At 50.7% G+C, this 14,288-nt stretch carries 13 protein-coding genes; 9 read left to right on the top strand and 4 right to left on the bottom strand.

The features are described from left to right. From psbD to H6G00_RS30235, 3 genes are all read left to right on the top strand, one after another. A partial coding sequence (psbD, locus tag H6G00_RS30245; protein WP_190799534.1) for a photosystem II D2 protein (photosystem q(a) protein) occupies positions 1 to 827 on the top strand: 827 nt, incomplete at its 5' end. After that, a complete protein-coding gene (psbC, locus tag H6G00_RS30240; protein WP_190643143.1) occupies positions 811 to 2,196 on the top strand; it encodes a photosystem II reaction center protein CP43 in 1,386 nt (461 codons plus the stop codon). The genes psbD and psbC, both read left to right, overlap by 17 nt. A gap of 198 nt (positions 2,197 to 2,394) precedes the next feature. Next, on the top strand, positions 2,395 to 2,580 hold the full coding sequence (locus H6G00_RS30235; protein ID WP_190643142.1) for a PCP reductase family protein: 186 nt from the start codon (positions 2,395 to 2,397) through the stop codon (positions 2,578 to 2,580). Positions 2,581 to 2,590: 10 nt separating this feature from the next. Here H6G00_RS30235 and H6G00_RS30230 read toward each other — a convergent pair whose 3' ends face one another. The 3 genes from H6G00_RS30230 to H6G00_RS30220 all read right to left on the bottom strand — a co-directional run bounded on the left by H6G00_RS30230 (position 2,591) and on the right by H6G00_RS30220 (position 7,356). After that, positions 2,591 to 3,418, bottom strand: coding sequence for an SWIM zinc finger family protein (locus tag H6G00_RS30230; protein ID WP_190799552.1), 828 nt, complete (start codon positions 3,416 to 3,418; stop codon positions 2,591 to 2,593). Positions 3,419 to 3,505: 87 nt separating this feature from the next. Continuing rightward, on the bottom strand, positions 3,506 to 4,837 hold the full coding sequence (locus H6G00_RS30225) for an ATP-binding protein (RefSeq protein WP_190799533.1): 1,332 nt from the start codon (positions 4,835 to 4,837) through the stop codon (positions 3,506 to 3,508). Next, entirely contained in the window at positions 4,834 to 7,356 is a 2,523-nt protein-coding gene (locus H6G00_RS30220) for a TerB N-terminal domain-containing protein (RefSeq protein ID WP_190799532.1), read from the bottom strand. The genes H6G00_RS30225 and H6G00_RS30220 overlap by 4 nt, the downstream gene beginning before the upstream one ends. Positions 7,357 to 7,441: 85 nt before the next feature. Here H6G00_RS30220 and lpdA point away from each other — a divergent pair, with 85 nt between their 5' ends. The 4 genes from lpdA to H6G00_RS36890 all read left to right on the top strand — a co-directional run bounded on the left by lpdA (position 7,442) and on the right by H6G00_RS36890 (position 10,333). Continuing rightward, positions 7,442 to 8,875 carry a dihydrolipoyl dehydrogenase gene (gene lpdA / locus H6G00_RS30215; RefSeq protein ID WP_190799531.1) on the top strand — a complete coding sequence of 478 codons (1,434 nt, stop codon included), beginning with the start codon at positions 7,442 to 7,444 and terminating at the stop codon, positions 8,873 to 8,875. Between the two features lie 5 nt (positions 8,876 to 8,880). Further along, a complete protein-coding gene (gene trpC, locus H6G00_RS30210; protein ID WP_190643138.1) occupies positions 8,881 to 9,765 on the top strand; it encodes an indole-3-glycerol phosphate synthase TrpC in 885 nt (294 codons plus the stop codon). Between the two features lie 72 nt (positions 9,766 to 9,837). After that, complete coding sequence (locus H6G00_RS30205; RefSeq protein ID WP_190643137.1) at positions 9,838 to 10,104, top strand: DUF5340 domain-containing protein; 267 nt, start codon at positions 9,838 to 9,840, stop codon at positions 10,102 to 10,104. Positions 10,105 to 10,183: 79 nt separating this feature from the next. Further along, complete coding sequence (locus H6G00_RS36890; protein ID WP_347278241.1) at positions 10,184 to 10,333, top strand: DUF2887 domain-containing protein; 150 nt, start codon at positions 10,184 to 10,186, stop codon at positions 10,331 to 10,333. A gap of 132 nt (positions 10,334 to 10,465) precedes the next feature. Here H6G00_RS36890 and H6G00_RS30195 read toward each other — a convergent pair whose 3' ends face one another. After that, complete coding sequence (locus H6G00_RS30195; RefSeq protein ID WP_190799530.1) at positions 10,466 to 11,329, bottom strand: fructosamine kinase family protein; 864 nt, start codon at positions 11,327 to 11,329, stop codon at positions 10,466 to 10,468. Between the two features lie 254 nt (positions 11,330 to 11,583). On the opposite strand from H6G00_RS30195, the gene H6G00_RS30190 reads away from it, so the two are divergent. Next, entirely contained in the window at positions 11,584 to 12,477 is an 894-nt protein-coding gene (locus H6G00_RS30190; RefSeq protein ID WP_190799529.1) for a site-specific DNA-methyltransferase, read from the top strand. Positions 12,478 to 12,529: 52 nt separating this feature from the next. Beyond that, positions 12,530 to 13,999, top strand: a complete 1,470-nt coding sequence (locus H6G00_RS30185) for a type I secretion C-terminal target domain-containing protein (protein WP_190799528.1) — start codon at positions 12,530 to 12,532, stop codon at positions 13,997 to 13,999. The last annotated feature ends 289 nt before the right edge of the window (positions 14,000 to 14,288 follow it).

Here is a 14,288-nt window from a genome sequence, read left to right as displayed (position 1 = left end):
TTTCTACTCCGCCCGACAGCTTAGGGCACTCCCTCCTGTTCCTGTGGGGACCTGAAGCTCAAGGCGACTTCACCCGCTGGGTACAACTCGGAGGACTCTGGTCCTTCGTCGCCCTGCACGGTGCTTTCGGTCTAATCGGCTTCATGCTGCGTCAGTTCGAAATCGCTCGCCTCGTTGGCATCCGTCCTTACAATGCGATCGCCTTTTCAGGACCGATCGCGGTGTTTGTTAGCGTCTTTTTGATGTACCCGTTGGGGCAATCCTCCTGGTTCTTTGCGCCTAGCTTTGGGGTAGCGGCGATTTTCCGCTTCTTGCTCTTCTTCCAGGGCTTCCACAACTGGACACTGAACCCGTTCCACATGATGGGAGTAGCTGGCATCTTGGGTGGCGCACTGCTGTGTGCGATTCATGGAGCAACAGTGGAGAACACCCTGTTTGAAGACGGTGAGAATGCGAACACCTTCCGAGCGTTCAACCCGACCCAGTCGGAAGAGACCTACTCGATGGTGACGGCGAACCGCTTCTGGTCGCAGATTTTCGGGATTGCCTTCTCGAACAAGCGCTGGTTGCACTTCTTCATGCTGTTTGTGCCGGTCACAGGCTTGTGGATGAGTGCCGTTGGCGTGGTTGGCTTAGGCTTGAACCTGCGGGCGTATGACTTCGTGTCGCAGGAGATTCGGGCGGCAGAAGACCCTGAGTTTGAGACGTTCTACACCAAGAACATTCTGCTCAACGAGGGCATCCGCGCTTGGATGGCTCCTCAAGACCAGCCTCATGAACACTTCACTTTCCCTGAGGAGGTACTACCACGTGGTAACGCTCTCTAGTAATTCAATGGTTGCAGGCGGCCGCGACCAGGAATCCTCTGGTTTCGCCTGGTGGGCTGGTAATGCTCGTCTGATCAACCTTTCCGGTAAACTGCTTGGTGCACATGTTGCCCACTCAGGTCTGATTGTCTTTTGGGCTGGAGCAATGACTCTGTTTGAGGTTGCTCACTTTGTTCCCGAAAAGCCCATGTATGAGCAGGGATTGATCCTGCTGCCTCACTTGGCTACCCTTGGTTGGGGAGTTGGTGCAGGTGGTGAAGTAATTGATACTTTCCCTTACTTTGTGGTTGGTGTTCTACACCTTATTTCTTCTGCGGTTCTGGGTCTCGGCGGCATTTACCATGCTGTTCGTGGTCCTGAAACTTTGGAAGATTACTCAGCCTTCTTTGGCTACGACTGGAAAGACAAAAACAAGATGACCACCATCTTGGGTATTCACCTAGTTCTACTAGGAATCGGTGCTTTCCTGCTCGTGCTGAAGGCAATGTTCTTCGGTGGCTTGTATGATACCTGGGCACCCGGTGGTGGTGATGTCCGCGTAGTTACAAACCCAACCTTGAACCCCGCTGTGATCTTTGGCTATCTGCTTAAGTCTCCCTTTGGTGGCGAAGGCTGGATTGTCAGTGTCAACAACTTGGAAGACATCGTTGGCGGTCACATCTGGGTCGGTTTCACTTGCATCTTTGGTGGAATCTGGCATATCCTGACTAAGCCTTTTGCTTGGGCACGTCGTGCTTTCATCTGGTCGGGTGAAGCTTACTTGTCTTACAGCCTTGGTGCGCTAGCTCTGATGGGCTTCATTGCTTCCACGATGGTTTGGTACAACAACACTGCTTACCCCAGTGAGTTCTACGGTCCTACTGGTCCCGAAGCTTCTCAGGCTCAAGCACTCACCTTCTTGGTGCGTGACCAGCGCTTGGGTGCAAACGTTGGTTCTGCTCAAGGCCCCACTGGTCTAGGTAAGTACCTGATGCGCTCTCCTACTGGAGAAATCATCTTTGGTGGTGAAACGATGCGCTTCTGGGACTTCCAAGGTCCCTGGTTGGAGCCACTACGTGGACCTAACGGTTTGGACCTAGACAAGATCAAGAATGACATTCAGCCCTGGCAAGCTCGTCGTGCGGCTGAGTACATGACCCATGCTCCTTTGGGTTCACTCAACTCGGTGGGCGGCGTTGCGACCGAAATTAACTCGGTTAACTTCGTCTCTCCTCGTGCATGGTTGTCAACTTCTCACTTTGTCCTCGGTTTCTTCTTCTTAGTAGGTCACCTATGGCACGCAGGTCGCGCTCGTGCGGCTGCGGCAGGTTTCGAGAAGGGTATCGATCGGGAAACTGAGCCTGTACTCTCCATGCCTGAACTTGACTAGTTTTAAGCTAGGTTCCGGTTAATAAAGAAGCTCCTGCCTTGGCAGGAGCTTCTTTATTAGCTTGGATTGGGGTAAGGCTGGCGAGCTAAACTTCTTAACCATTTGCTGGATTTAAGCCGCTGTAGAATTAGGCAGAAGTTTTTACTGAAGTAGTCGTAATTAGCTAATTACCCACTGCTAGAGGCTCAAATTATTAATATGGCTAATTCTGATTTAACGGATGCTTTGGAGTGGACTCCTGAGGCGGAGACAAAACTCAAAAATATTCCTTTCTTTGTTCGGGCACAGGCGCGACAGCGAATTGAGGCAATGGCAAGAGAAGCTGATTTAGAAACGGTAACGGCTGAGCTAGTTGAACAAGCTCGAATTGAGTTTGGACAGTAGGTAATTCAAGCTAGGAGTCCTGATTGTTGCTGGTCATGGCAGCAATAATGGCTTGCTGTCCGACTTTTTCATAGAGTGTTTTGAAGTATTCGGCGATCGCTTGCCCTCCTCCACCTGCCCCGCTCCCTTCCTTCAACGGAATTGGGCCAAGAATGTCTAACACGGTGTTGCTGCTGGGCGGCGGTGCAATTACGACAAGAGAAGATTCTAGCTGGTCGTTGTACTGCCAAAATTGCTGCAAGTTGAGGATATGGGAATCGGACGCTTGAGTAGTTGATTCGTCTATCTCAGCGGGAGTGTCGTCGGTGCTGGTGCTGCGGGTTTGGCGTAGGGCGGTGATGATTTCTTCTTTGGTGCGTCCTCGAAGCTGAAATAGGACAAAGGGATCTTCACTGAAGCGATCGCCCAACAGATAATAAACCGCCCCAATGTGCTTACAGGGATTAGCTGGATCAGGACAAGAACATTTGCTGTGAATGTCAAACTTGGTCAGCGGGAACAAGCTCAACCCGTTTGAGGTAAACACTTCCTCAATGTTTTGCGGCATCTCACCTGCCAGCAGCTTGGCTGAGAAAATTGCCCGTTGAGCCATCGATTCAATCACATACTGCCACTGCTCATCATCAAACGGATCGAGGGAAAGCGAAACCTTGTAAGGTTCGGGTGCTGTTCCCTGGACACGGGCAAACACCTTTGCACCACGAAACTCAATTTCTAGTACATTTCCTTCACGGGCATAGTTGCGGGCACGGGCGAGGCGGCGTACCCAGCCAAAGGATTCCAGCACATCAACCCATCGCTGGGCCCACCATTCGCGGCTTGGTTGAGAATCCGTCATCATAATGTCTTACCTTAAGTTTCAGAAGGGGCTTGGCATTGCCAAGCCCTTACAGGAGCGCTAATTTGCTTTGTATGGTTTCTTCCTCTAAAGCCTAAAAGATGCCAGATCGTCATCTTCGGCCGATATGACTACTTTGCCATTTCCCTGAATTTGAGCGGGAAGCAGGTCAGGATTTGCTTCAGTGGTGATGTTGACCCGAGCAACGAGATCGGTCCAGGTGATCTGTTTGTTCTGATCCAAAACGGACAGCAGATCGATGAAGGCTTTAACTGTGTTGCGGGGAGTTCGGAAGTAAGCATCGCCAATGCGCTGAGAGCAGTGCGCCATAAATGCCTGAATTCCTGCATCGGGAAGAAGGTACTGGTCGGGATCGCCAGAAGCAAATACATGACGAATTTTACTCAGCAGCACGAATAAATCTTCGGGACTGAGGTTGCCCAGGCGCAGGACGGGGTTGTTGTAGTCCACCAGTCCATTGACGGCAAAGGTATTTTCTGCCAAACGAGACTGCAAAGCAGGGTAGCTATATAGCCCCCGTCGGGTATCCATGAGAAAGTCAGGAGTGCCGCCTAGCATGAAGCCTAAGCCAACTGAAGTTCCCTGGAGGCAGTCATTGAGAATGCGGAGAATCTGTTCGTAGTTGCTTCGTCGGGCTTGAGTGTTAGCGAGTTTGTAGAGGTTGACCAATTCATCCAGACAGATCAAGAAGCCTGAGTAGCCTGCTAGCCTAACGAGTTGAGTAAAGAGCTTAAGCTGGTCGTAAACGTTGGCATCGTCAACAATAGTTCTTACGCCGAGGGCATTGCGGGCATCGGTACGAGTGGTGTATTCGCCGCGCAGCCAGCGGATGGCACTAGCTTTGAGAGCTTCGTCGCCGCTGTCGTGACCTCGCCAGTAGGCGGCAATCACTTCTGCAAAGTCGTAGCCGCCGACCATTTCTGATAAGTGAGCCAGCCGTTCTCGAATCACAGCTTCGGGGTCAATGTCTCGATCGCGCCCTTCACTCATAGCCGAAGTCACGAACCGCTCAACCACACTGGGCAATGCGCCACCATCAGGCTTAGTGCGGGTTGACAGGTTTTGCATCAGTTCGGCGTAGAGCGATCGCGCCTGTCCTGAGGTGGCGTGAAGACGGCGATCGGGGGTGAGGTCGGCGTGGGCGGTCACCAGTTTTTTTTCTAAAGCGATCGCCCTCACCAGTGACAGAAAAAAGGTTTTGCCGGAACCATATTCACCAATCACAAAACGGATGGCAGAACCTCCTTCAGCAATCCGATCGAGATCTCGAATCACGGCTTTGGTTTCCTCGACCCGCCCGACCTGAATCAAATGCTGTCCACGACGCGGCACCACGCCAGCCTGCAAAGACTGAATCACAGTGTCGCGGTCTTTGGCTTTGATCAATCCATTGGTCATGCAAGTAGTTTCCGTAACACGTCTGAATTCACTTCGACTGGGTCATCTCCTTCAGTTACTGCTTCGTCACACCGATCGAAGGCTGCCTCATTGATGACTTCTAGCGCCCCATCTAACATCAAATCGAGTTGAGTGGCGATCGCTTCCAGTTCTTCCCGTTGCCAATGCGCTTGCTTCTGCAAAGTAAACAACAGTTCTGAATGAGCCTGATCTAAACCTGCAACTTGAATGATGGGTGTTGCTAGTTCAGAGGATTTGGACGATTTGGATTTAGAGGACTTGCGGCGTTGAGTCGTTTTGGAGTGAGGACGATCAGTTTTCGTCGTGGAGGGAGAAGGCGATTTGGCAGATGGGGAAACCTCTTCATCGACAAAGATGTCTGCCAAAATGCTAGAAATTTCCTGCGACTCTGTCAGCTTGGATTGTACCAGGGACATATCGAGGGCGAGTTCTTGTTTTTTAGAATTTCCTTTCGGCGGAGCAGGAATTTTGTGCCCCTGGGTGGGAGTAGCTTTGCGAACGGTGACAGGTTCACTAGCGGGCTGAGATGAAAGAGGGGAAGGTGTGCTACCACTTGTGCTAACCGCATGAATATCGCTATACAGCGTTTGAGAATCAAGCTCTAGCTGTTTATAAATTTTCTCCAGAACCTGAACTTCTTGGGGAGTCGCCTGTCCGTCAGCGGTAGCGACCTGGACGACAAATTGAGCAAACTCTTGACGCTGGGCTGACTTCAGTTTTGCAATTCGCGCTTTGAGTCCTCGCAGATTTGATTCATGTAGAAGCAGATGCAGATGGGCATTGAGGCGCGATCGCTCCCATTCCTCAACTGCTACTACTGACGCTAAGTAAGTTTCCAAATACTGCTGTTCGATTGCCTTGGGAGATTCGTCACCACTGGCAGCGGCGATCGCCAACTGCATCAACAACGTTGCCTCAACGTATTCCTCTGACAAACCATCGGACAGCTCTAACTCATGTGAATTGTCAGAGTCAGGTATTCGGCGAAAAAGGGCAAAGCTATTCTTCAATGTTGGCAGTGTGCCAGTCAACCGAGGATCGGGTTCAACGCCATAGCCCAGACGAGTTAGCGTATTGGCTAATCCATTCGCCTCAGTTTTGGTGAGTTTTTCGGGATTGCTGCCTGACCAATGTTTCAGCACCTCTTTGCCCGAAACGACTGCAACTTGAGTTTTAGGCTGAGCAAAATTCTTATCTAACCAGGTTTGCAGGTTCTTGAGAACATCGCCCCCATAAAGGGGCAAAAGATCGGCTGGAAGGAGCGCGATCGCTGCTGCCGACTTCGGCGCGTCAGGATTGCGAGCAAGGAAGCGACTGAAGGATTCAAGTTCCTTGCGACATTGCAGCACGACTTCCCCGATTTGAGTGACTTTGGCGGTGAAGCGGTTGATGTCGGGAAGCCCACCCACGTTGATGTCAAGCGATCGCCCAAACGACGGACTTGACGGAAAGTAGCTCGTTTTCAGCTTGGTCTTACCGGGCTTGAGTTTGATTCCCTCGCCAAATTTTTGCTGATAACGCAGTTGAAACAGTGTCTTAAATTCATCCACACAGCGAGTTGCTGCTGTGGGTAACGCATTGTTGGCTAGACGGGTGTACCAGGCGATCGCCCACTCTGCCGGAATTGGCTCACCCCGCTTTACCTTTTGCCCTAAACCAATCTGTAGCGTAAATGGCTTTGCCGTCATTGGATCAATCAGCTCTTCTGGTAGTTCAGAAGAGCGAATATAACGACAAATTTCCAGGAAAGTTTCTGTTTTATTTGCAAAAGACCAGTTCTCTCGCGGATTGCCGTAAATGTCTCGCAATCGCTTTACCTCGGTCACAATTTGCTCAAGTTCTGGCAAATTCTCTGGGGCGATAGTAGGGCGCTCATCGAGCAGGTCATGCAGTACTCGCCGCTCTAGCCCGTAGAAAAACAGCCAAACGTAAGTACCGTAAACTTTAGGGGCGTTTCGTCCTTCTGATAGCCATTTTAGGTAAGCCGCCCGTTCAGCGGCTTCCAGTTGGGTGTAGGACGTGCTGTATTTTTTAGGAACCTTTTCATAGTCAGGCTTCCTGCTTTTTGCTCTCAGCATTGGGCGAATAAGGCTTGGCTCTACCCCATAGCGCCCAATCATAGGCAAGCTATCTCCGATATACACCATGCCCGGAATTTTGTATTCCGCCACTTCCACCATTTCACCAGGCGGCACCCAGCAGTTCTTAGAAGTTGAAACTTCATCTCGCAGACCGGTTGGAAGCTCACCAAACTCAATGGTTGCGTCTAGCAAATCGAGCATTTGCTCAACTTCGCGGCGTTGAGGTCTCGCAGCAGTCCTTCGCTGACGCGAATTTTCAGCAGGCGTATTAAGCTGCTTTTGCCGATTTACAAGTGAGTTGGGTAAGGAAATTCCTAGCTTGTCGAGCAGTTCCCAAAAGGGGTGAAATTCCATCAGGATATAGAAGATGCCATATTTTGACCAGTGTACCGTTTTATGCTTTGTGCAGTTAACCAAGAGCTGGGTGTTGTCTAATTGACCGACTCCAGTTGAGAATTAAATAGGATAACTTGATACAGCGCGACTGGACGGAGAGACGGAAGTGAGTCACGGATTTGATTACGACTTGGTGATTATTGGCGCAGGTGTGGGGGGACATGGAGCCGCCCTGCACGCCGTTAGCTGTGGGCTAAAGACTGCCATTGTAGAAATGGCGGAAATGGGCGGCACCTGTGTAAACCGGGGCTGTATTCCGTCTAAAGCGCTGTTGGCAGCTTCGGGACGGGTGCGCGAGTTGCGAAATGCTCACCACCTCAAGGCATTAGGTATTCAGGTTGAGCAGGTGTCGTTTGAGCGGGAGGCGATCGCTGACCACGCCAACAACTTGGTGAGCAAAATTCGCGGTGATATGACCAACAGCCTCAAGCGTCTGAGCGTAGATGTGATCTATGGCCGGGGTAAGCTGGCTGGAAATCAGAAGGTGGCGATCGCCACTCCCGAAGGCGAAAAAGTTGTCACTGCTCAAGACATTATTCTCTCCCCTGGCTCCGTGCCCTTTGTGCCACCCGGAATTGAGCTAGATGGCAAAACCGTTTTCACCAGTGACGATGGCTTAAAGCTCGACTGGTTGCCTTCCTGGGTGGCGATCGTAGGCAGCGGCTACATCGGGCTGGAATTTTCCGACATTTACACTGCCCTGGGTAGCGAGATTACGCTGATTGAAGCACTCGATCAGCTCATGCCAGGGTTCGATCCTGACATTGCCAAACTGGCTCAACGGGTGTTGATTACTCCTCGCGACATTGAGACAAAAGTGGGGCTGCTAGCAAAGAAAGTAACGCCGGGATCACCTGTCGTAATTGAGCTAGCAGATGCCAAAACCAAAGAAGTCGTAGAAGTTTTGGAAGTGGATGCTTGTCTGGTGGCAACTGGACGAATCCCTGCCACGCAAGATTTGGGCTTGGAGTCCGTTGGCATTGAACCCGATCGCCGAGGATTCATCAGCGTTAATGATCAGATGGCGGTTCTCTCAGAGGGTCAACCCTTGCCGCATCTGTGGGCGATCGGTGATTCGACTGGCAAGATGATGCTAGCTCACGCTGCCTCGGCTCAAGGAGTCATTGCCGTAGAAAACATTTGTGGACGTTCTCGTGAGGTCGATTACCGCAGCATTCCCGCCGCTGCCTTTACCCATCCCGAAATCAGCTTTGTTGGATTAACGGAACCCGCTGCCAAGGAACTCGGCAAGGCGGAAGGGTTTGAGGTAGGGACGGTACGCTCCTACTTCAAGGGAAATTCTAAGGCGATCGCCGAAGGTGAAACGGACGGTTTAGCTAAAGTCATTTATCGTCAAGATACAGGTGAGGTGTTGGGTGCGCACATTCTGGGCTTCCATGCCTCTGACCTGATTCAGGAAGCCGCCAACGCGATCGCCAAACGCCAATCAGTTCACGACCTAGCCTTCCTGGTTCACACCCATCCCACACTCTCCGAAGTGCTGGATGAGGCCTACAAACGCGCGATCGCCACTCATTAAGAAACATGCAAATTCGTCGTCGTCCTCCCAATCCCGCAGTTGCCGTCCAAAGTCTGCGCTATCAGGTTACTGTGCCTGATGCGGCTCCTCGCCATATCTTGGAGGAAATTGTCTGGCACAAGGAAGCTGAAGTTGACCAGATGCGCGAACGCCTGCCGCTGGTCAAACTTCAGCAGCAGGTAAAAGCCGCTCCTCCGCCCCATGATTTTGTCGCAGCGTTGCGCCAGGGCAAAACTCAACCTGCACTGATCGCTGAGGTTAAAAAAGCATCACCCAGTAAAGGCGTGATTCGGGAAGATTTTGACCCGGTGGCGATCGCACAGTCCTATCAGCAGGGCGGTGCAGCCTGCATCTCTGTCCTGACTGACCAAAAATTCTTCCAGGGCAGCTTTGACTATTTGCAGGAAATTCGAGCCGCAGTTGATGTGCCACTGCTATGCAAAGATTTTGTGATTTACCCTTACCAGATCTATATGGCAAGGGCACAAGGAGCGGATGCGGTTTTGCTGATTGCCGCTATTCTGTCAGACAAAGATCTGCAATATTTTCTTAAAATCACCAATGCGTTGGGAATGACTGCCCTGATCGAAGTTCACACTTTAGCCGAAATGGATCGCGTGTTAGCCTTACAGGGCGTTACCCTAGTGGGTATCAACAACCGAAATTTAGAAGATTTCTCTGTTGACTTGCAGACGACTCGCCAAATTATGGCGGCAAAGCTTCCAGTGCTAAAAGAGCGTGGCATTTTGACGGTCAGCGAATCGGGCTTGCACACGTTTGCAGACCTGAAGCTGGTTGGTCAAGCAGGGGGCAACGCAATTTTAGTAGGTGAGTCTCTGGTGAAGCAGGCTGATCCCGCTGGGGCGATCGCCACCCTATTCTCTGAGTAACTTGCCCTGACAAGACGTTTTACTCAGCGTATCAACATACGTTAAACCGTTATTTGGACTGAGCTTAATTTCATGGAGCCGATCCCTCTTCCCTCGCACATTCACTACGAATTACTGTTGCAGCTCTTAGAACGCCAAACCGTGTTTGCTGTCGGTCAACGTAACCCGCAGCAAGAGCAAGTCCATGAACTGATCATCACTCTGCGAAAGGCGCTTTCTCAGCAAAAGCAGCTAGAGGAAAGCTGTCGGCGAACTGACCTACCCATCGAATATCGCTGGTCATTAAACAACTCTAAGTCTGAGGCAGCTACCCCTTCAGATTTACTGAAACCGCAGTAACCAGGGTATGAGAACTAATTCTCTGTTTTAGCTTCTCTAGCCTCTGTTTCAGCGATCGCCCAGTATCTTCATTGACGGGGTGCTGCTACCTACTGGTACCGCTAAGCACCCCGTCTACTTTAGTGAGGTGCAGTTTCAAAAAGATAAGCAGCGTTATCACCGCCTCTTTGCAGAACTGTTGCTCTACTGGGAAACAGCCTCCTGGAACTCAGGATACTTAACCAATTAACCTACCGCCTGGAGAATTATACGCCGCTCCTGGTTCAGCTATCCCGTGAAAAACTGCTCAATCCTTTTGGACGAGAGCCATAGCCGCGGTACCGAGAAACCTGTGTGAATACGTTATGAACACAGCTACAGATTATCCAAGTAGTGAGGCGATCATGCGATTTGCCTGTCCTTCGTAGCTGCCGCCAAACTGATTGAAGTGATTGAGGATGTGGTACAGGTTATAGAGCGTTTTGCGTCGTTCGTAGCCTGGCTCCAGCGGAAATGCTTTGTCATAAGCGCGGTAAAACTCATTGGGGAAGCTACCAAACAGTTCAGTCATGGCGAGGTCTACTTCGCGATCGCCAAAATAGGTTGCCGGGTCAAGAATTACAGGCTCTTCTAGCTGCGTCACTGCTGCGTTGCCTGACCACAAATCACCATGAACTAGAGATGATTGGGGATTGTGCCCTTCAAGGAGTTCTGGGATCGCTACCAGCAATCGCTCTTTGTTAGGGAAATTGCCGCCTCGCCGCTGTGCAAGCTGAAACTGATAGCCAATCCGCTGCTGTGCAAAAAACTCTGTCCAGTCGGTTGTCCAGGGGTTGACCTGCGGCATGAAGCCGATTGTGTTTTGCTGCTCCCACCCAAAGCCGCGATCGCTGCTCACTCGATGCATTGCTGCCAAATTGCGTCCCATTTCTTCCCAAGCTCGATGGGTGCCATAACCCAGATCGAGCCATTCCAGCACAATGTAAGCCGAGCTGTCTACCGTTCCCCAGCATATGGGTTTAGGCACTCGAATTGTTTTAGTGCTAGCAATCTGCTTTAGCCCCAACGCCTCCGCCTCGAACATGGCAATCCGGGTTGCCTGATTGATTTTGACAAAGTAGGACTGACTGCCACTGGTCAGTGCATACGCCTGATTTACGCTGCCACCGCCAACTGGACGGCGTTGTGGCTCCTGGAAGGTTTTCCCAATTGTTTGGCTGATCTGTTCAGCAATGCGGTTCCACATGGGGACGTTGGGGATTAGGGGTTAGGGATTAGATCGATTAGAACCTGACTACTACTCGACAGCACCAGATGTCGATCAATTTGATTCGCCTAAATTCATTACTTTTTGCGCTGTTCAATCGTATCGCTAATCCTCATTCCAACGATCCTGAACGACTCTGTGATTTGAATCGCTGCGCTGACGGTATGACTACTCAAACCAGGATTGCTCCGATAGAATCTACAGCAGTCGCAGACAGATTAAACACGTAACCAATGAAGCAACAGTTAAATCCTCTCACTCAAGGGTTTCGACTGCACTACTCACATCCGCATGGACAGCTTTATCAGGGTGATTCCATTGATTGGCTGAGATTCCTTGAGGCTGAAAGCGTTGATCTGATTTTTGCCGATCCACCCTACAACATCAAAAAAGCGGATTGGGACAATTTTGAAACTCAGGAACAGTACATCGAATGGTCGCTGCAATGGATTGGTGAAGCTTCCCGCATTCTCAAGCCAACGGGTTCTCTCTACATCTGTGGCTTTTCTGAAATTCTGGCTGATCTCAAGTATCCGGCTTCTAGATACTTCAAAGGGTGCCGCTGGTTGATTTGGCACTATAAGAATAAGGCGAATCTGGGCAAGGATTGGGGGCGATCGCACGAGAGCATTATTCACTTTCGCAAATCAGAAGCGGTTCGGCTCAACCTCGACGATATCCGCATTCCTTACGGCGCACACACGTTGAAATATCCTTCACATCCGCAAGCAGTGACCAGCGCGTATGGCAAGGGCACAACCAAAAAGCGTGATAACTGGATGCCGAACCCAAAAGGGGCAAAGCCCAAAGATGTGCTCGAAATTCCGACGACCTGTAACGGCATGGGAGAAACAACTCCCCATCCCACCCAAAAACCTGAAGAGCTACTTAGAAAATTTGTGCTCGCGTCATCCAATCCTGGAGATCTAGTCATTGATCCATTTTCGGGATCAGGCACAACGCTTGTGGTAGCGGAACAGCTCAACCGTCGCTGGATGGGATGTGACTTGAATCTGGAATACAACGATTGGGCAGTCAAGCGAATCGAAAACGTGCGCCGAATGACCCAAGTGGAATGGATTGAGTGCGATCGCAAAAATTCAGCCAGAAGAGAATCTATCCGCTGAACCTAAAGATTTTTTAAGCCAAAATAATGGCGATCGTTTTTTCCAGAGCATCATGAATTTAACTTTAGTTTGGACAGCGGTAGCAGACCCTCGTGGTGTGAATGGAACTTCTGAAACTGTAGAGTTTTCTCCTAAGGGCAATTTGATTGTCTCTGGTGGTGGAGACGGCAAACTGAGGCTCTGGCGAGCTAGCACTGGCAAGCTGATTCGGGAGATGGTTTATCAGACTGGCTCCTCAGCCAATAAGCGCGGAGAAGTCGAGGCTGTTTACTTTTCTGCCGATGGTCGGCAAATTGCCGCATCTGGCAACAGCGCTGGGGTCAAAATTTATCGCACTAGTAACGGCAAACTGCTGAAATCACTGGGTGGCAGAGGGGCAGATGGAATTGCCTACTCGCCCGACGGCAGATATTTTGTAGCTCCCGATCGGGAGGATGTCAGAGTCTACAATGCTGGCAATCTAAAGCTGCGCCACGAAGACCGAATTGAACATAGGCGAGAGATCAATTCGATCGACTTCACTCGCGGCAGCAGGCTGGTCGTAACGGGTGCTGCTGACCAGACCGTGAAGGTTTCTGTTGCAGCCAATGGTCGATTGTTACGCACGATTAGGGCGGCTCGTGGAGAAGGATCGATCAAATCAGTCCGGGTTTCACCCAATGGTCGGTTGATGGCAACGGCAAACAGCAGAGAGAATGTCGTTAAAATCTTTGACTTTGGCACAGGCAAGTTGCTGCGAGAGTTAAGGCATCGCACCTTGGTAGAAGCGGTTGCCTTCTCTCCAGATGGCAGATACTTGGCAACGGGTGGCGGCGGTGGTGATAGATTGCCACCTGGTGAGACAGGCTTCAGGCTATATCGAGTTTCAGATTTTAAGCTGCTAGCCAGAATTCCTGGACACACTCGCGGCGTTGAGTACATTGATTTTTCAGCGGATGGTCGGCACGTTGTAACAGCCAGTGAAGACGGCAGGATCAAGCTGTGGCGATTGCCATCCTCGCGCGCAACTGCATCCCCTCGGGCGGAAACAGTTGTTGCCAGGACAGATAGTTCAACTGGAGCATTAGAGCTAGCGGGATCAACGAGGGATGATGTTTTAACAGGGGCAGCGTTGGGCGATCGCCTCATCAGCAAAGCAGGCGACGATATCCTTAAAGGCGGAGATGGAGCCGACAAACTGATTGGTGGGGAAGGCAACGATACGCTGGTCGGCGGGTTAGACCGCGATTTATTACAGGGTGGAGTTGGACGCGATCGCTTCGTCTACCACAGCACTGCTGAACGAGGTGACACTATCATCGACTTCGACCCCACTGAAGATGTAATCAACTTGAGAAGAGCTTTGGTTGAAGAGGGTTACTCTAGCTCAACTTCCTTCAATGACCTGATTCAGCTTCAGCAGAATGGAGCAGATACAGTCGTGCGAATCGACCTGAATGGCTCAGGCAACTCCTTCAAACTGCTCAACATCTTGCAGAATACGATCGCAACTGATCTCAATCCTCAAAACTTTGTTTTGTAAAGTGGAATGTCAGGGGCAAGGGATTCGGAAGTAGAAGATAAAAACTGAAAACCCGAAGATTAGAACCCGGAGTTTCAGGCTTAGAGTTTGGCATTTCAAGCTCTGAGTTTGAAACTTCCAGTTCAGAACCCGAAGCTTCCAGGTCGGAACAAGAACACCCTTAGGTCAGAACGAGAACGTTCCTGTTCAAAGTGAGGCACTTCCAGATGAAAACAAGAACGTTCCTATCCAAAATGAAAATGCTCCAGTTCAAAACGAGAACATTTCCTTTCCTCCGACCAAAGTTGAC

It is taken from the genome of Leptolyngbya sp. FACHB-541, assembly GCF_014695875.1.
In the GTDB taxonomy this organism is placed as follows: domain Bacteria; phylum Cyanobacteriota; class Cyanobacteriia; order Elainellales; family Elainellaceae; genus JAAUTN01.
Note: the sequence above shows the minus strand (reverse complement) of the source record. Positions and strands in the feature narration are given on the sequence as shown.